Genomic DNA, 17,981 nt, shown 5'->3' on the forward strand with positions numbered 1-17,981 from the left:
GCGCTATTTTAACTGTGCGGCCCCGCGGGCGGCATCGACCGTTCGGCCAGGTGCGTTGCGCCGGTTTTCTCACGTAGACTGGCGCTTTGCCACGGGAGACCACCACAGATGCCTTCGATCTATTCGTTTTCTGCCGAACCGCTGGGCGGCGGCGCGCCGGTGAGCCTCGAAAGCTACGCGGGCAAGGTCCTGCTCATCGTGAATACGGCGAGCGAATGCGGATTCACGCCGCAGTACGCGGGGCTGCAGAAGCTCTACGACGAATACGCCGCGCGCGGGCTCGCGGTACTGGGTTTTCCATGCAACCAGTTCGGCAAGCAGGAGCCGGGCGAGGCGGCGCAGATCGGCAGCTTTTGCGAAAAGAACTACGGCGTGACGTTTCCGATGTTCGACAAGATCGACGTGAACGGCGCCGGCGCGCATCCGCTTTACCGCTGGCTGACGAGCGAGGCGCCGGGCCTGCTCGGCCTCGAGTCCGTCAAGTGGAACTTCACGAAGTTTCTGGTGGATCGCAACGGCAACGTGGTGAAGCGCTACGCGCCGGTCACGAAGCCCGAGGCGATTGCGCCCGATATCCAGAAGCTGCTTTAGAAAGCCGGACGCGGGAGCGGCCAGGCGCCGCCATGAAGCCACTATCGGCGTGCGGCTAGAGTATCGGCGCGAAGAGGCGCGCCAGATGCATCGTGATCTTGCGCCAGGCCGGTGCATTGCGGTATTCGCTGCGGTCGATCTCGAAGGTCTCCTCGAAGTCGCGCAGCAGCATCGTCTCGACTTCGGCGGCGAAGCCGCGATGCACCGTGAGCACCATGATCTCGAAGTTCAGGCGGAACGAGCGGTTGTCCAGATTCGCGCTGCCGATGGCGGCGGCCACGTCGTCGATCAGGACGACCTTCTGATGCAGGAAGCCCGGCTTGTAGCGGAAGATGCGGATGCCCGCGCGCATCGCGTCGTAGGCATAGAGTGTCGAAGCCTCGAACACCACGTAGTGGTCGCGGCGGCTCGGAATCATGATGCGAACGTCCACGCCGCGCAGCACGGCAAGCCGCAGCGCCGAGAAGACCGCTTCGTCGGGCACGAGGTAGGGCGTGGTGATCCAGAGGCGCCGCCGCGCGGCGTTGATCGCTTCGACGAAGAAGAGCGAGCAGGTTTCCTGGCGGTCGGCGGGGCCGGTCGGCATCACGAGGCAGAACATGTCGTCGTGACGCGGTGCGAGCGCCGGCGGCTCGCAGCCGGGCAGCTCCTGGGTGGCCCAGTACCAGTCTTCGGTGAAGACGAACTGGATGTTGGCTACCGCTGGGCCGCGCACTTCGATGTGCGTGTCGCGCCACGGCGAAAGCGGCGGCTTCGCGCCGAGATATTCCACGCCCACGTTGTGGCCGCCCACGAAGGCGCGCTCGCCGTCCACGACGACGATCTTGCGGTGATTGCGGAAGTTGAGCTGGAAGCGGTTGACGAAGTGGCGCCTGGTCGAGAACGGATGCACCACCACGCCGCCCGCGCGCAGTTCGTGCACGTAGCTCGCGGGCAGGTCGAAGCTGCCGATGCTGTCGTACAGGAAGAAGGCGCGCACGCCGCGCGCCGCGCACTGGAGCAGCGCGTCCTTGAGCATGTCGCCGAGGGCGTCGTCGTGCACGATGAAGAACTGCACCAGCACGTAGTGCTTCGCTTCTTCGATGGCGTCGAAGATCGCGCCGAAGGTGGTTTCGCCGTTGACGAGCGTGCGTACCGAATTGCCCGGCACGAGCGGCATGCCGCCCAGTTGCGCCATCGTGCGGATTACGCGCGCGCCCAGCTCTTCAGCCGCCCATTCGCCCGCCGAGACCTGTTTGTCCCATTCCGGCGCGTGCGCGCGCTCGCGCAGGTTTTCGTTGCGCAGCCGCCGTGCATCGACGTAGCCCTCGAACTTGCTGCGGCCGAGGAACAGATACGGGATCAGCGTGAGATAAGGCATCGTCGCGAGCGAGACCGCCCACGCGATCGCACCTTGCGAGGTGCGCGTGTTCATGATGGCGTGACAGGCCGCGGCGAGTCCGAACAGATGGATGATCGCGAGCAGGGTGCCAAGATGTAGCCAGTCGAAATGCATAGTGGCGCGGGACGCTCCTGAGGCCGGAAAGCGCGGTGACGCGAGAGCCGGGAAACGCCCATCTTACCGAACCCGCGCGGGTGGAGGCTATCGGACTGGCCCTGTGTTCGAGGCGTATCGGCGGCCGGCCGGGCGCCGTTGCTGTTCGACACCCGGCGCGCGGCCCCGGGGGCCGCGTTGTCGTGCGTCGCAGGCGTCGAAGAGCTTCATGCCGGCTTCCGGCCGGCATGAAGCCGATATCAGGCCAACTTCATTCCAGCTTCAGTCCAACCTCAAACCGGCAGGTCGGCCGCCTGGATCAGGAACACCTGGTCGTCGCCGGCGCTCGTGGAGAGCCAGACGAGGTCGAGGCCGCCGAACGCCGCTTCCACGTTGGCCCGTTCGTTGCCGATCTCGACCACGAGCACGCCCTGGTCGGTCAGCCAGTTGCGTGCGTCCGAAATGATGCGGCGCACGATGTCCATCCCGTCCGCGCCGCCGGCCAGCGCCATTTCGGGCTCGTGGCGATATTCGGGCGGCAGCGCCTGCATCGAATCGGCGTTCACGTAGGGCGGATTCGTGATGATCACGTCGTAGCGGCGCTCGGGCAGCGGTGCGTACAGGTCGCCTTCGAAGAGCGCAATGCGCTCGTCGAGCCCGTGCTCGCGCACGTTGCGCTGCGCGACTTCGAGCGCGGGCGCCGAGAGATCGACGGCGTCGATATCGGCGTTCGGGAACGCATGCGCGGCGAGGATCGCGAGGCTGGCCGAGCCGGTGCACAGTTCGAGCACCGCGCCCACCTCTTCGGGGTCCTCGACATAAGGCTGCAGGCCGTCTGCCAGCAGCTCGCCGATGAACGAGCGCGGCACGATCACGCGCTCGTCCACGTAGAAGCGCAGACCGTGCATCCACGCTTCGTTCGTGATGTAGGCGGCGGGCACGCGCTCGCGCGCGCGGCGCTCGATCACCGCGAGCACGGTGTCGACTTCGTCGGTCGCGAGGCGCGCGTCGAGGAACGGATCGAGCAGGTCGAGCGGCAGATGCAGCGTATGCAGGATCAGATAGGCCGCTTCGTCGTAGGCGTTGGAAGAGCCGTGGCCGAAGGCGAGCTGGGCGCCGGTGAAGCGCGTCACCGCGTAGCGCAGCAGGTCGCGCACGGTGGAGAAGGTCGATGAGAGCGGGTGCGTCATGGCGTAAGACTCCGGCGGGCGGTTTCAGGCGATCAGTTGTTCGAGCACGCGGCGGTACACGTTCTTGAGCGGTTCGACGTACTTTACTTCGATATGCTCATCGATCTTGTGGATGCTGCCGTTGGGCGGCCCGAACTCCACCACCTGCGGGCAGATGCGTGCGATGAAGCGGCCGTCGGAGGTGCCGCCCGTCGTCGAGAGGTCGGTCGTGACGCCGGTCTCGTCGAGGATCGCCTTTTCCAGCGCATTCGACAGGTCGCCGCGCGGCGTGAGGAACGGCAGGCCGCTCACGCTCCAGTGCAGGTCGTATTCGAGGCCGTGCTTGTCGAGGATCGCATGCACGCGCTGCTGCAGACCGTCCACCGTGCTCGCGGTCGAGAAGCGGAAGTTGAACTGCACCTCGACGTGGCCGGGAATCACGTTGCTCGCACCGGTGCCGCTGTGCAGGTTCGAGACCTGCCAGGTGGTGGGCGGGAAGTATTCGTTGCCGTCGTCCCATTTCTCGGCGACGAGTTCGGCGAGTGCGGGCGCCAGCAGATGCACGGGGTTCTTCGCGAGATGCGGATAGGCGATATGCCCCTGCACGCCCTTGACGATCAGCTTGCCCGACATCGAGCCGCGGCGGCCGTTTTTCACGCAGTCGCCGAGCACGTGGGTCGAGGTCGGCTCGCCGACGATACAGTAGTCGAGCTTTTCGCCGCGCGCCTTGAGCGCTTCGACGACTTTCACGGTGCCGTCGGTAGCGGGACCCTCTTCGTCGCTCGTGATGAGAAAGGCGATGGCGCCGCGATGCTGCGGATGGGCCGCGAGGAACTCCTCGGCGGCCACGACGAACGCGGCGAGCGAGGTTTTCATGTCGGCGGCGCCGCGCCCGTAGAGCTTGCCGTCGCGATGCGTCGGCTCGAAGGGCGGGGAACTCCACTGTTCGAGGGGGCCGGTCGGCACCACGTCGGTATGGCCCGCGAACGCGAGCAGCGGACCGTTCGCGCCGGCGGCGCCGCGCTTCACGGCCCACAGGTTCGTCACGCCGTGCGACTCGATCGTCTCGCAGGTGAAGCCGAGGGGCGCGAGGCGTTCGGTCATGACGCGCTGGCAGTGCTGGTCGTCGGGCGTCACGGACGCGCGGGCGATCAGGGCTTCGGTAAGGGCAAGAGTACCGGACATGGAGGGGCCACTTTCAATAAAAATGCCGGCGCCGCTGGAAAGGCAGGGGCCGGCAACAGCTTGTCATTACAGTTGGCGCCTGGGCGCGCGCGCCATGTCTTGCGGCTCGCGCGCTCAGGCAAACGGCGCTTCCCGGTGCGCCGGGTTCAGCGTTGCGTTCAGGCGAACAGCGTCTCGTATTGCTCGGCCGAGAAACCGAGTGTCTTCACGCGGCCGTTCACCACGACGACAGGGCGCTTGATGATAGACGGCTTGTGGATCATCAGCGCGATCGCGCCGGAGGTGGTGTCGGCTTCGGCCTTGTGCACGTCGGAAAGGCCGCGCCACGTGGTGCCGCGCTTGTTGATGAGCTGCTCCAGCGGCACGTCCTTCAGCCAGTCCTGGACGAGCGCATTGGACACGCCCGCCTTCTTGAAGTCGTGGAATTCGAACTCGACGCCGTGCTCTTCCAGCCATACGCGGGCCTTCTTCACGGTATCGCAGTTCGGAATGCCGTAGATGACAGTCTTCGCGGCCTTCGCCATCAGTCGCCTCGCAGCAGTTCGTTCAGGCCGACCTTGGCGCGCGTCTTTGCGTCCACCTTCTTGACGATCACGGCGCAGTAGAGGCTGTGCGAGCCGTCCTTCGAAGGCAGGTTGCCCGCCACGACCACCGAGCCCGCCGGAATGCGGCCATACGAGATCTCGCCGGTTTCGCGGTCGTAGATCTTCGTGCTCTGGCCGAGGTACACGCCCATCGAGATGACCGAGTTCTCTTCGACGATCACGCCTTCCACGACTTCCGAGCGCGCGCCGATGAAGCAGTTGTCTTCGATGATGACGGGGTTGGCCTGCAGCGGCTCCAGCACGCCGCCGATACCCACGCCGCCCGAGAGGTGGACGTTCTTGCCGATCTGCGCGCACGAGCCGACCGTCGCCCAGGTATCGACCATCGTGCCTTCGTCCACGTACGCGCCGATGTTGGTGTACGAGGGCATCAGCACGACGTTCTTCGCGATGAACGAGCCGCGGCGCGCGATGGCGGGCGGCACGACGCGAAAGCCACCCGCGGCGAAGTCTTCGGCCGTGTAGTTCGCGAACTTCGAGGGCACCTTGTCGTAGAACTGGCTGTAGCCGCCCGCGGGCATCGGCACGTTGTCTTCGAGGCGGAACGACAGCAGCACGGCCTTCTTGACCCACTGGTTGACGACCCAGTCGCCGTCCTTCTTCTCGGCGCAGCGCAGGGCGCCGCGGTCCAGTTCGGCGATCACGTGAGCGACGGCTTCGCGCACGTCGTTCGGGGCGGACTTTGCCGAGAAGTCGGCGCGGTTTTCCCAGGCGGTGTCGATGATCTGCTGAAGTTGTTGTGACATGGTGAAGGTAACGTAAGAGTTCGGTGAAGAGATGCGGCGGCACGCGCGGCGGCGCGCGTACCGCGATGACCTGGCTTACTGCCTGAGCGAGTGGCAGAAGTCGACGATGCGTTGTGCGCCCGCGATGCACTCCTCGACGTCGGCGACGAGCGCCATGCGGACGAAGTTCTGTCCCGGATTCGCGCCGTGCGCGGTGCGGGCCAGATACGAGCCCGGCAGGACCGTCACATTATAGTCGGCGTAGAGGCGCTGGGCGAACGCGGTATCCGTGAGGCCGGTGCGCGCGACGTTGGCCCAGAGGTAGAAGGCGGCGTCCGGCAGGCGCACGTCGAGCACGTCGGACAGCATGGGCGTGACCGTGGCGAACTTCTGCACGTACTTCGCGCGGTTTTCGCGCACGTGGTGCTCGTCGCTCCAGGCGGCAATGCTCGCGGCCTGCCAGACGGGCGACAGCGCCGCGCCGTGGTAGGTGCGGTAGAGCAGGAACCGCTTGAGGATCGCGGCATCCCCGGCGACGAAACCCGAGCGCATGCCCGGCACGTTCGAGCGCTTCGAGAGGCTCGAGAGCATGACGAGGCGCTCGAAGCCGCGGCCGAGCTTGTGCGCGGCTTCGAGGCCGCCGAGCGGCGGCTTCGCTTCGTCGAAATAGATCTCGGAGTAGCACTCGTCGGAGGCGATCACGAAGCCGTAGCGGTCGGAGAGCGCGAAGAGTTCGCGCCAGTCGTCGAGCGTGAGCACGGCGCCGGTGGGATTGCCCGGCGAGCAGACGTACAGCAGTTGGGTGCGCGCCCAGACGTCTTCCGGCACCTGCGAATAGTCGCAGGCGTAGTTGCGGGCCGGGTCGCTGTTCACGAAGTACGGCTCGCCGCCGCCGAGCAGCGCGGCGCCTTCGTAGATCTGGTAGAACGGGTTCGGGCAGAGTACGATCGGCCGTTTTGCGGGGTCCTGTGCGCCTGCGGTCGGGTCGACGATGGTCTGCGCCAGCGCGAACAGCGCTTCGCGCGAGCCGGAAACGGGCAGCACCTCGGTGTTCGCGTCGACGGCGGGCAGCGCGTAGCGCTTCTTCACCCAGTTCGCGATAGTTTCGCGCAGCGCCGGGCTGCCGGCCGTCGCGGGATACACCGCGAGCCCGTCTAGCGAGGCCACGACGGCGTCGCGGATCAGCGCGGGCGTCGGATGTTTCGGCTCGCCTATCCCGAAGCTGATGGCGCGCAGGCCGGCTTTCGGCGTGACGTCCTTGAAGAGGGCGCGCAGCTTTTCGAAGGGATAGGGCTGAAGGGTGTCGAGTAGCGGATTCACTTGGCGTCGGACGGGCGTGGACGTGGGCGTAGGACGGGCAGGCAGGCTGCGCGCGGGCAGGGGAGGTCCGTGCCGGCGGCGCAGCGCCCGGGCGGGGCGCGGCAGGCCTGCTGCAAGGGCCCGATTATAGCGTGGCGCCGGCCCGCATGCGGCGCCGGGCCGGCGTGGCGGCGGCCATGCAGGCGGGCGGTCGGGCTGCTCGTTGCCCATGGCGGCCCGGTTGGGCTGGGCGCGCAATTCAGCAGGGGAAGAGAGGATGACGTATTCGATGTATGGGGCGAGGGCCGCGGCGATACGCGTGCCGTCTCCCGCCGGCGCCGCCGCCGCGGCAAGCCGGCCGGCGTGGCGGAGAGCGGGATGACGAATCGCGCCTTGCAAACCGGCTGGCCGACGCTCGCAATCATGATCGGCGCCTCGGTCTGGGGCATGGTCTGGTATCCGCTGCGCATGCTCGCGGCGCTGGGCTTGACCGGCACGGCCGCCAGTGCCGCAACGAGCGCGGCCGGCTGCGCCTTCGTGCTGCTCCTGCGCCGCCGCTCGCTGGCGAGCGTGCGCTGGCACTGGGTGCTGCCCCTGCTGGGCCTCGCGGCGAGCGTGACGAACCTCGGCTTCGTGTGGGGCGCGATCCATGGCCAGGTCATGCGCGTGCTGTTGCTCTTCTATCTGACCCCGGCCTGGACCGCGCTCTTCGCCCACTTCATCCTGGGCGAGCGCCTCACCTGGCCGGGCGCGGCGCTTTCCGCGCTCTCGCTTGGAGGGGCGATGCTGATGCTCTGGTCGCCCGCGCCCGGCGTGCCGCTGCTGGCCAATGCGGCCGAGTGGGCCGGGCTCGCGGGCGGCATTGGCTTCGCCATGAGCAACGTGCTCGTGCTCAAGACGAGCCGCGTGCTGCCGGACATGAAGCCGGAAATGCGCACCGCCGTGATCTTCGGCGGCTCGGCGCTCTTCAGCGCGGTGGCGGCCGGCTTCGAACCCATGGCGGCCCCGCCCGCCGGCGAGATGCTGGGGCACGCCGTGCTGCTCGCGCTTGCGCTCGGCTTCGCCCTCGCCTCGAACAACATGCTCGTGCAGTACGGGCTCGCGCGGGTGCCGGCCAATCGCGCCTCCATCATCATGCTGTTCGAACTGGTCGTGACGGCGCTCACTGCGTGGCTGTTCGCGGGCGAAACGCCGGGTCCGCGCGAATGGGCGGGCGGCGGCTGCATCGTACTGGCTTCGCTGCTTTCGAGCTGGCTGCATCGATCGGGTGCTGCGGAGGCAGCCGCATCTGACAAAGACGACGCGGACGACAGCGACGCCGACGGCGGTTCCCCCTCCGAGCGTCAGAATGGCGCCCGTGCGATGGTATGATGGCCGCTGATTCTCGCCGCACGGCGCGTGGAGGGCACGGCGCGCGGCGAGCCGTGGCGGCTGCCCTGTGCGCGTCCCGCCGTCGTGCCGTGCGACCTGTCGCGCTGGCGCGAGGCCCGCGGCACGAGCGGTCCCGTTCACTCTCCCTATTCCAACAGCGATATCGCCGTGCGTCTGACCTCGATTAAACTCGCTGGCTTCAAATCTTTCGTCGATCCCACGCATTTCCAGGTCCCGGGCCAGCTCGTTGGCGTGGTCGGGCCGAATGGCTGTGGCAAATCCAACATCATCGACGCCGTGCGCTGGGTGCTCGGCGAATCCCGCGCTTCCGAGCTGCGCGGCGAGTCGATGCAGGACGTCATCTTCAATGGCTCGACCGCGCGCAAGCCCGGCAGCCGCGCGAGCGTCGAACTCGTGTTCGACAACGCGGACGGCCGGGCGGCCGGACAGTGGGGCCAGTATGCGGAGATTGCCGTCAAGCGCGTGCTGACGCGCGACGGCACCTCCAGCTACTACATCAACAACCTGCCGGCGCGCCGCCGCGACATCCAGGACATCTTTCTCGGCACGGGCCTCGGGCCGCGCGCGTACGCGATCATCGGCCAGGGCATGATCGCGCGCATCATCGAAGCAAAACCCGAAGAGCTGCGCGTGTTCCTCGAAGAAGCAGCCGGCGTCTCGAAGTACAAGGAGCGCCGCCGCGAAACCGAGAACCGCCTGCACGACACGCGCGAAAACCTCACGCGCGTGGAGGACATCGTGCGCGAGCTTTCGACGAACCTCGAAAAGCTCGAAGGCCAGGCGATCGTCGCCACGAAGTTCCGCGAGCTGCAATCCGAAGGCGAAGAAAAGCAGCGCCTTCTGTGGCTGCTGCGCAAGAACGAAGCGGCGGGCGAGCAGGAACGCCAGCAGCGCGCGATCGAGCAGGCCCAGATCGATCTCGAAAGGCATACGGCGCAACTGCGCGAAGTCGAGGCGCAGCTCGAAACGCTGCGCGTCGCCCACTATTCGGCGAGCGACGCCATGCAGGGCGCGCAGGGCGCGCTCTACGAGGCGAACGCCGAGGTGAGCCGTCTCGAAGCCGAGATCAAGTTCATCGTGGAATCGCGCAATCGCGTACAGGCGCAGATCGCCGCGCTGGTCGCGCAGCGCGAGCAGTGGCAGTCGCAGGCGCAGAAGTCCCAGGGCGATCTCGAAGAGGCCGGGGAGCAACTGGCGATCGCCGAAGAAAAGGCGGCTGTGGCCGAAGAGGAGGCGGCGGCGAAGCAGGAGTCGCTGCCCGCACTCGAGGCGCGCTGGCGCGACGCCCAGGGCCAGTTGAACGACGAACGCGCGGGCATTGCGCGCACCGAGCAGGCGCTCAAGCTCGAAGCCGCGCATCAGCGCAACGCCGACCAGATGCTGCAGCAGCTTCAGCAGCGCCATGAGCGCCTGAAGAGCGAAGAGGGCGGCCTCGATGCGCCGGATGAAGCGCAGCTCGAAGAGCAGCGCATGCAACTGGCGGAACAGGAAGAGGTGCTGCGCGATGCCCAGGATCGCCTTGCCGACGCGCAGGAGGCGCTGCCCCGTTTCGATGGCGAGCGCCGTGCCGCGCAGGAACGCGTGCAGGCCGAGAGCGCGCAGATCCACCAGCTCGAAGCGCGTCTCGCAGCGCTCAAGCAACTGCAGGAAAACGTCCAGACCGAAGGCAAGATTCAGCCGTGGCTCGAACGCCACGAACTGGGCACGCTGCCGCGCCTGTGGAAAAAACTGCATGTCGAGGCCGGCTGGGAAACCGCGCTTGAAGCGGTGCTGCGCGAGCGGCTGGCCGCGCTCGAAGTGTCGAATCTCGACTGGGTGAAGGCTTTCGCGAGCGATGCGCCGCCCGCCAAGCTCGCGTTCTATACGCCGCCGGCCGCCGGCCAGAGCGCCGCGGCACCGGCGGGTTTCACGTCGCTGCTTTCGCTCGTGCGTATCGACGATGCCGGCATGCGCGCGGTGCTGACCGAATGGCTGGGCGCGACCTTCGTGGCGACCGATCTGGCCGAGGCGCTGGCGCAGCGCGCGCAACTGCCCGCAGGCGGTGCCTTCGTGGTCAAGTCCGGCCACATGGTGACGCGCGTGGGCGTTCAGCTCTATGCAGCCGACTCCGAGCAGGCCGGCATGCTGGCGCGCCAGCAGGAGATCGAGAACCTCACGCGCCAGGTGCGCGCGCAGGCACTGCTCGCCGATGAAGCGCGCACTGCCGCGATCCGTGCCGAAGCGGTGCACACGCAGGCCGCGCAGACGCTCACGGAACTGCGCCAGCAGGCCGAGCGGGCCACGCAGCGCGTGCACGCGCTGCAAATGGAAGTGCTCAAGCTCACTCAGGCGCACGAGCGCTATACGGCGCGCAGCACGCAGATTCGCGAAGAGCTGCAGGAGATCGCCGCGCAGATCGAGGAGCAGCGCGCGCTGCGTGCGGAGTCGGAGGCGAACTTCGAGCGCCACGATGGCGAACTGGCCGAACTGCAAGCCCGCTTCGAGGATAACCAGCTGGCTTTCGAAGCGCTCGACGAGGAACTGGGCACGGCGCGCAACCACGCGCGCGACCTCGAACGTGCCGCGGGCGATGCACGCTTTGCCGCGCGCAACATGGCCAATCGCATCGAAGAGCTGCGCCGCACGATCCAGGTCGCGCACGACCAGAGCGAGCGCGTGGCCGCGTCGCTCGAAGATGCGCGCGCGGAGCTCGAGACCATCAACGAACAGACGGCGCACACGGGGCTGCAGGATGCGCTCGAAATCCGCTCGGCGAAGGAAGAGCTGCTGCGCCTCGCGCGCGCCGAACTGGACGACCTGAGCGCGAAGCTGCGCCAGGCCGACGAAACGCGCCTCACTGCCGAGCGGGCATTGCAGCCGCTGCGCGACCGCATCACCGAGCTGCAGCTGAAGGAGCAGGCCGCGCGCATCAACGGCGAGCAGTTCGTGGAACAACTGCAGGCGGCCGGCGTGGACGAAGCGCAACTGCAGGCGAAGCTCACGGCCGACATGAAGCCTTCGTACCTGCAGGGCGAAGTCACGCGCATCAACAATGCGATCGCCGCGCTCGGCCCGGTGAACATGGCCGCGCTCGACGAACTGGCCGCGGCGAAGGAGCGCAAGACCTTCCTCGACGCGCAGTCCGCCGACCTCACGAGCGCCATCGAAACGCTCGAAGACGCGATCCGCAAGATCGACCAGGAAACGCGCACGCTGCTGCAGGGTACGTTCGACGAGGTGAACCGCCACTTCGGCGAACTGTTCCCGCGTCTCTTCGGCGGCGGCCAGGCGAAGCTCATCATGACGGGCGACGAGATTCTCGACGCCGGCGTGCAGGTGATGGCGCAGCCGCCCGGCAAGAAGAATTCGACGATTCATCTGCTCTCGGGCGGCGAGAAGGCGCTCACGGCGACTGCGCTCGTGTTCGCGATGTTCCAGCTGAATCCGGCGCCGTTCTGTCTGCTGGACGAAGTGGACGCGCCGCTCGACGACGCGAACACGGAACGCTTCGCGAACCTCGTGCGTGCGATGGCGGAAAAGACGCAGTTCCTGTTCATCTCGCACAACAAGATCGCGATGGAAATGGCGCAACAGTTGATCGGCGTGACCATGCAGGAGCAGGGTGTTTCGCGGATCGTCGCGGTGGACATGGAAACGGCCGCGGGATTCGCACAGAATACGGTTTGACGGATGGCGCGCGGTGCGCGGCCGGTGGCGCCGATCGAGGGGCAGCCGCCGCGGGCGCTGTGCGCAGAAGGCATGCGGGCCGCGTCCCTGGCGCGCCGCTGAATAAGAATTGCTGATGGAGCATGCATGGACGAGTTGACTCTCGGGTTGATCGGCGCGGGCGCCGTGGTGGTCGGGGGCGTGGTGGTCTATAACGCGTGGCAGGGCGCAAGAGTGCGCCGGCGCATGCCGCGCCCGATGCCCGAGGAAGCGGCCGACCTGCCGCCGCGCGACGATCTCGCAGAGCAAAGCCCGTTCATCGAGCCGGCCCGGGCGCCATCGCGGCGCGAGCCGTCGCTCGCGGGCGGCATGGCGGAGGAGCGTGTCGAACCCGGGTTCGGCACGGTTGCGCCGCTCGATACGCCGGCCGATATCCAGGCGGAGACGACGACGCCCAACGGCTTTCCCGAGGCGGCGAGTGAGGGCGCCGCGCCGCAGGCCGAATCCGCAGCGGGAGCGGAGGCGGGTGTCGAGTCCGAACGCGTCGAGCCCGTGCTGCCTGCCGCCACGACCATTTCGGCGGCCCCGCCGGCGGTGGTCGATCGCCGCATCGACTGCATCGTGCCGATCCGGCTTGCCGCGCCGCTGGCCGGCGAGCGAGTCGTTCCGTTCGCGCAGCGCCTGCGCCGCGCGGGCAGCAAGCCCGTGCATATCGAAGGCAAACCCGAGAACGGTGACGGGTGGGAGCTGCTGCAAAACGGCGTGCGCTACGAGGAACTGCGCGCCGCGGCTCAACTGGCGAACCGCAGCGGCCCGCTCAACGAACTGGAGTTCTCCGAATTCGTGACGGGCGTGCAGCAGTTCGCCGATGCGATCGACGCCGCCCCCGAATTCCCTGACATGATGGAGACCGTGGCGATGGCGCGCGAGCTCGACGGCTTCGCTGCGCAATGCGACGCCCAGCTCTCGATCAACGTGATGTCCGACGGCGCGCCCTGGTCGGCGAACTACGTGCAGGCCGTGGCGGCGCAGGACGGCCTGCTGCTTTCGCGCGACGGCACGCGTTTCGTGAAGCTCGACGCGAAGCAGAGCCCGGTGTTCATGCTGCAGTTCGGCGACACCAACTTCCTGCGCGACGACCTCACCTACAAGGGCGGTCAGATCATCACGCTCATTCTCGACGTGCCGGTGGCCGACGAGGACATCCTGCCGTTCAGGCTCATGTGCGATTACGCGAAATCGCTGGCGGAGCGCATTGGCGGCCGGGTGGTGGACGACCAGCGGCGCCCGCTGCCGGAGTCGGTGCTGCAATCCATCGACAAGCAGCTCATGACGCTTTACGCAAAGCTCGAAGAGGCTGGCATTCCGGCCGGCTCCCCGGCCACGCGCCGGCTCTTCAGCCAATAACGCGTAACCGCGGTCCGCGGTGCCGCAACGGTGCCGCGGCGACCCGCGCTGGGTCGCGAGGCCGGCGGCCGCGCCGCTCGAAAATCGGGTTGAAAGTGGCATGGAGGGAACGCTTCGTGCGCAGTCCTGATGCCCTTACGGTCGCATCCCGCCGAGGCGGGCGTCAACGCTTGCTGCCCTACGTTGGCCGTTCGGACAAGAAGGTCGCGCGAGCCGTGCGGCGGCGTACGGATCTGGCCGTTCGGCCGATGTCAGGCGACGCGCTTCCTGCGATAATCTGTCTCCGAATATCACTCACGAAGCCGCTCCAGCATGGCCCGAACGTCTGTCCGACATCCCGATGAATCGCCTGCGTCGCAGCGCGCGGCATGGCTGCGCGCCGAACTCGAACGCGCGAATCATGCCTACTACGTGCTTGACCAGCCGGATTTGCCCGACGCGGAGTACGACAAGCTGTTCAAGGAGCTGCAGCAGCTCGAAGCCGGGCATCCGGAACTCGTCACGCCCGACTCGCCCACACAGCGCGTGGGCGGCGAAGTCGCGGGCGGCTTCGAGCCGGTGGTCCACGACGTGCCGATGCTCTCGCTCAACAACGGTTTTGCGGACGAGGACATCGTCGCGTTCGACAAACGCGTGGCCGACGCGCTGGGCAAGACCGATGTCGAGTACGCCTGCGAGCTCAAGTTCGACGGTCTCGCCATTTCGCTGCGCTACGTCGACGGCGTGTTCGTGCAGGCTTCCACGCGCGGCGACGGCACAACGGGCGAAAACGTCACGGAAAACGTCCGTACGATCCGCTCGCTGCCGCTGCGCCTGAAGGGCAGGCGTGTGCCCCGCGTGATCGACGTGCGCGGCGAGGTGCTGATGTTTCGCCGCGACTTCGAACGCATGAACGAGCGTCAGCGCGAAGCGGGGCACAAGGAGTTCGCCAACCCGCGCAATGCCGCGGCCGGCAGCCTGCGCCAGCTCGACCCGAAGATCACCGCGCAGCGACCGCTGTCGTTCTTTGCCTATGGCGTCGGCGTGCTGGAGGGCGAGCCCATGCCGGCCACCCACAGCGAACTGCTCGACTGGTACGCCGAACTCGGGCTGCCCGTGAACAGCGAGCGGGCCGTGGTGACGGGCGCCGAGGGCTTGCTTGCGTTCTTCCGTGCCGTGGGCGAGCAGCGCGACGGCTTGCCGTACGACATCGACGGCGTGGTGTACAAGGTCAACCGCCGCGACGAGCAGGATGCGCTCGGCTTCGTCTCGCGGGCGCCGCGCTTCGCGCTCGCGCACAAATTCCCGGCGCAGGAAGCGCTCACGAGGCTGCTCGCCATCGACGTTCAGGTCGGGCGCACCGGCGCGATTACGCCGGTCGCGCGTCTCGAACCCGTGTTCGTGGGCGGCGCCACCGTCACGAACGCCACGCTGCACAACGAGGACGAAGTGCGGCGCAAGGACATCCGCATCGGCGACACCGTAATCGTGCGCCGCGCGGGGGACGTGATTCCGGAAGTGGTGGGCGCGCTGATCGACCGGCGTCCCGCCGATGCGGCCGAATTCGTGATGCCCACGCAATGCCCGGTCTGCGGCTCGCGCATCGAACGGCTGCCCGACGAAGCCATTGCGCGCTGCACGGGCGGCCTCTTTTGCCCGGCCCAGCGCAAGCAGGCGCTCTGGCATTTCGCCCAGCGCCGCGCGCTCGATATCGACGGTCTCGGCGAAAAGATCATCGACCAGCTCGTCGACCAGAACCTGGTGCGCACGCCCGCCGATCTCTTCAATCTCGGCTTCGGCACGCTGGCCGACCTCGATCGCATGGCCGACAAGTCCGCGCAGAACCTGCTCGATGCGCTCGAAAAGGCCAAATCGACCACGCTCGCGCGCTTTATCTATGCGCTCGGCATTCGCCACGTCGGCGAGTCGACGGCGAAGGATCTCGCGAAGCATTTCGGCTCGCTCGACCCGATCATGGACGCTTCGCAGGAGGCGCTGCTCGAGGTGAACGACGTGGGCCCGATCGTGGCCGAATCGATACACCAGTTCTTTGCCGAGGCGCACAACCGCACGGTGATCGAGCAACTGCGCGCGCCCGGCAAGGTCACATGGCCGGAGGGGCCGCCTGCGCCGAAGGCGCCGCAGGGCGTGCTGGCCGGCAAGACGGTGGTGCTCACCGGCACGCTGCCCGCGCTCACGCGCGAAGAGGCGAAAGAGATGCTGGAAGCGGCCGGCGCGAAGGTGGCCGGCTCGGTTTCGAAGAAGACCGATTATGTGGTGGCGGGTGCCGATGCGGGCAGCAAGCTCGCGAAAGCCGAGGAACTCGGCGTGCCGGTGCTTGACGAAGAGGGATTGCGCAAGCTCGTGGAGGGGCAAACGACATGATTCGCGAAATTCTCAGAATGGGCGATCCGCGGCTGCTCAGCATCGCGCGGCCGGTCGATCACTTCGACACGCCCGAATTGCACGCCCTGATCGCCGACATGTTCGACACGATGCATGCGGCGAACGGCGCGGGGCTCGCCGCGCCGCAGATCGGCGTGGACCTGCAGGTCGTGATCTTCGGCTTCGAGCACAACGAGCGCTATCCCGAAGCGCCCGCCGTGCCGCAGACCGTGCTGATCAATCCGGTCATCCATCCGCTCTCGCACGACATGGAAGAGGGTTGGGAAGGCTGTCTTTCGGTGCCAGGCATGCGCGGCGCCGTGAGCCGCTATTCGATGATCCGCTACACCGGTTTCGACCAGTACGGTACGCCCATCGACCGCGTGGCGGAGGGTTTTCATGCGCGCGTGGTGCAGCACGAATGCGATCATTTGATCGGCAAGCTCTATCCCATGCGGATCACCGACTTCTCGAAGTTCGGTTTCACCGAAGTGCTCTTTCCCGAACTCGATCCGAACAGCGACGACTGAGGCGGTCGCCGCCCGCGCATGCGAAAACGGGAGCCAGCGGCTCCCGTTTTTCATTGACGCGGTGTGATCAGAACGATCAGAGCGATCAGAACGACTCGTCGGGCGTGAGATAGCGCCACTGGCCTTGCGGCAGCGCACCCAGCAGCACGCGGCCCATGCGCACGCGCTTCAGGCCCACGACCTTCAGGCCGACCAGTTCGCACATGCGGCGGATCTGCCGCTTCTTGCCTTCGCGCAGGATGAAGCGCAACTGCTCGCCGTTTTGCCAGCTCACCATCGCGGGCTTGAGCGGCACGTCGTCGAGCGAGAGACCGTGGCGCAGCTTCGCGAGCAGTTCGGCGGGGAACTGCTGGTCGATATCGGTTTCGTGCTCGCCGTAGGTCACGCGCACGAGGTACTCCTTGTCGATGTCCGATTGCTCGCCGATCAGTTGCTTGGCGACGCGGCCGTCTTGCGTCAGCACGAGCAGGCCCGTGGAGTCGATGTCGAGGCGGCCCGCCGGCGCGAGCGCGCGCAGGTGCAGCGGCGAGAAACGCAGGCCCGAGCGGTCGCCGTCCCACAGGTTTTCCGCCGTGACGAGCGTGGCTGCGGGCGCGTAGCCGTCTTCGGCCTGGCCCGACACGTAGCCCACGGGCTTGTGCAGCAGGATCGTCACCTGGCGCGCCTGGGCCGCGCGCGCGGCCGGGTCGATCTCGATGCGCTGGTCGGGGGTGACTTTCGCGCCGAGCGTGTCGATGCGCTCGCCATCGACGAAGACCCAGCCTTTCTCGATCCACTCGTCGGCCTCGCGGCGCGAGCACAGGCCCAGTTCGGACATGCGCTTCGAGAGGCGCAGAGAGCCGGCCGCGTCGTCCTCGTGGCGGCGCGGCGGCGCTTCGGCCGATGCCGGTTCGTGCGCGCGGGCGTCCTGCTTCACGCGCGTCGCGATCTTGCGCACGGGGGCGTCCCCTGCGCTGCGAGGCGAGCGGGGGCGCGGCGCGTCGCCATTGCGGGCGTCGGCGCTGCGGCGGCGTGCTGGAGCGGCATCGCGCTCGCCATAGGTGGCCTTTGCGGGCCGCGCGTAGCTGCGCTCGTCGCCTGCTGCCGCGCGCCGGGCCGGCCGGGCGTCGCTGCGCTCGCTTCGATTGCCGCGCTCACCACGCTCACCCTCGTAGCGCGAACGGCGCTCGTCGGTCTTGCCGAACTCCTTGCGCGGCCCTGTGCCGGTCGTCTTTCGATCGGCGTACGGGCGCTTGCGGTCATCGGAACCCTCGACGCGCGGGCGCTTGCGGTCGTCAGAACCCTCGACGCGCGGGCGAGCCGGGCGGCGCTCGTCGCCATAACCTTCCGCGCGGGGGCGGGCGGGGCGGCGTTCGCGGTCGTAGCCAGCCGGGCGGGCGCGTGCCGGGCCGCGGTCATCGCCGCTCGGGCTGCGTTCGCGCGGCGGGCGGCGCTCTTCGCGACCGCTTTCGGTGCGCGCACGCGGCGGACGTCGTTCGTCGTCGGCGCCTGTGGTGCGGGGGCGAGCCGGACGGCTGTCGTCGCCGTAGCTCTTGCGCGGGGCGCGTGCGGGCCGCTCGTCGTCGCGCGCCCACGTGCGGGTCTCGCGCGGCGCG

13 protein-coding genes are annotated in these 17,981 nt (G+C 67.7%); 6 read left to right on the forward strand and 7 right to left on the reverse strand.

Annotated elements, in window-relative coordinates; genetic code table 11:
* Window positions 1–108 precede the first annotated feature (108 nt).
* A complete protein-coding gene (locus tag BFE01S_RS06015) occupies window positions 109–591 on the forward strand; it encodes a glutathione peroxidase (protein ID WP_028224690.1) in 483 nt (160 codons plus the stop codon).
* A 55-nt stretch (window positions 592–646) separates the two neighbouring features.
* Here BFE01S_RS06015 and cls read toward each other — a convergent pair whose 3' ends face one another.
* From cls to dapC, 6 genes are all read right to left on the reverse strand, one after another.
* Window positions 647–2,086 carry a cardiolipin synthase gene (gene cls / locus BFE01S_RS06020; RefSeq protein WP_028224691.1) on the reverse strand — a complete coding sequence of 480 codons (1,440 nt, stop codon included), beginning with the start codon at window positions 2,084–2,086 and terminating at the stop codon, window positions 647–649.
* 272 nt (window positions 2,087–2,358) lie between these two features.
* Window positions 2,359–3,255: a 50S ribosomal protein L3 N(5)-glutamine methyltransferase gene (gene prmB / locus BFE01S_RS06025; protein WP_028224692.1), complete on the reverse strand. Its 897-nt coding sequence runs from the start codon at window positions 3,253–3,255 to the stop codon at window positions 2,359–2,361.
* Between the two features lie 24 nt (window positions 3,256–3,279).
* On the reverse strand, window positions 3,280–4,419 hold the full coding sequence (gene dapE, locus BFE01S_RS06030; RefSeq protein ID WP_028224693.1) for a succinyl-diaminopimelate desuccinylase: 1,140 nt from the start codon (window positions 4,417–4,419) through the stop codon (window positions 3,280–3,282).
* Between the two features lie 158 nt (window positions 4,420–4,577).
* On the reverse strand, window positions 4,578–4,943 hold the full coding sequence (locus BFE01S_RS06035; RefSeq protein WP_028224694.1) for an ArsC family reductase: 366 nt from the start codon (window positions 4,941–4,943) through the stop codon (window positions 4,578–4,580).
* Window positions 4,943–5,770, reverse strand: a complete 828-nt coding sequence (dapD, locus tag BFE01S_RS06040; protein ID WP_028224695.1) for a 2,3,4,5-tetrahydropyridine-2,6-dicarboxylate N-succinyltransferase — start codon at window positions 5,768–5,770, stop codon at window positions 4,943–4,945. The genes BFE01S_RS06035 and dapD overlap by 1 nt, the downstream gene beginning before the upstream one ends.
* Before the next feature lie 75 nt (window positions 5,771–5,845).
* Entirely contained in the window at window positions 5,846–7,069 is a 1,224-nt protein-coding gene (gene dapC, locus BFE01S_RS06045; RefSeq protein WP_028224696.1) for a succinyldiaminopimelate transaminase, read from the reverse strand.
* 357 nt (window positions 7,070–7,426) lie between these two features.
* Between dapC and BFE01S_RS06050 the strand changes: the two genes are divergently transcribed.
* The 5 genes from BFE01S_RS06050 (at window position 7,427) to def (ending at window position 16,386) form a co-directional block, all read left to right on the forward strand.
* The gene (locus BFE01S_RS06050) at window positions 7,427–8,419 is read left to right on the forward strand and encodes a DMT family transporter (protein ID WP_028224697.1); all 993 of its coding nucleotides are present in this window, start codon (window positions 7,427–7,429) and stop codon (window positions 8,417–8,419) included.
* 168 nt (window positions 8,420–8,587) lie between these two features.
* A complete protein-coding gene (gene smc, locus BFE01S_RS06055) occupies window positions 8,588–12,106 on the forward strand; it encodes a chromosome segregation protein SMC (RefSeq protein ID WP_028224698.1) in 3,519 nt (1,172 codons plus the stop codon).
* 126 nt (window positions 12,107–12,232) lie between these two features.
* Window positions 12,233–13,492, forward strand: coding sequence for a cell division protein ZipA C-terminal FtsZ-binding domain-containing protein (locus BFE01S_RS06065; RefSeq protein WP_028224699.1), 1,260 nt, complete (start codon window positions 12,233–12,235; stop codon window positions 13,490–13,492).
* Window positions 13,493–13,804: 312 nt separating this feature from the next.
* A complete protein-coding gene (gene ligA / locus BFE01S_RS06070; RefSeq protein ID WP_028224700.1) occupies window positions 13,805–15,856 on the forward strand; it encodes an NAD-dependent DNA ligase LigA in 2,052 nt (683 codons plus the stop codon).
* On the forward strand, window positions 15,853–16,386 hold the full coding sequence (def, locus tag BFE01S_RS06075) for a peptide deformylase (protein ID WP_028224701.1): 534 nt from the start codon (window positions 15,853–15,855) through the stop codon (window positions 16,384–16,386). Before ligA ends, def begins: the two co-directional genes overlap by 4 nt.
* Before the next feature lie 85 nt (window positions 16,387–16,471).
* Here the strand turns inward: def and BFE01S_RS42760 are convergent.
* On the reverse strand, window positions 16,472–17,981 hold a 1,510-nt coding region (locus BFE01S_RS42760; RefSeq protein ID WP_084169570.1), incomplete at its 5' end, for a pseudouridine synthase.

Origin of the sequence: Paraburkholderia ferrariae NBRC 106233, from assembly GCF_000685035.1 — a bacterium.
In the GTDB taxonomy this organism is placed as follows: domain Bacteria; phylum Pseudomonadota; class Gammaproteobacteria; order Burkholderiales; family Burkholderiaceae; genus Paraburkholderia; species Paraburkholderia ferrariae.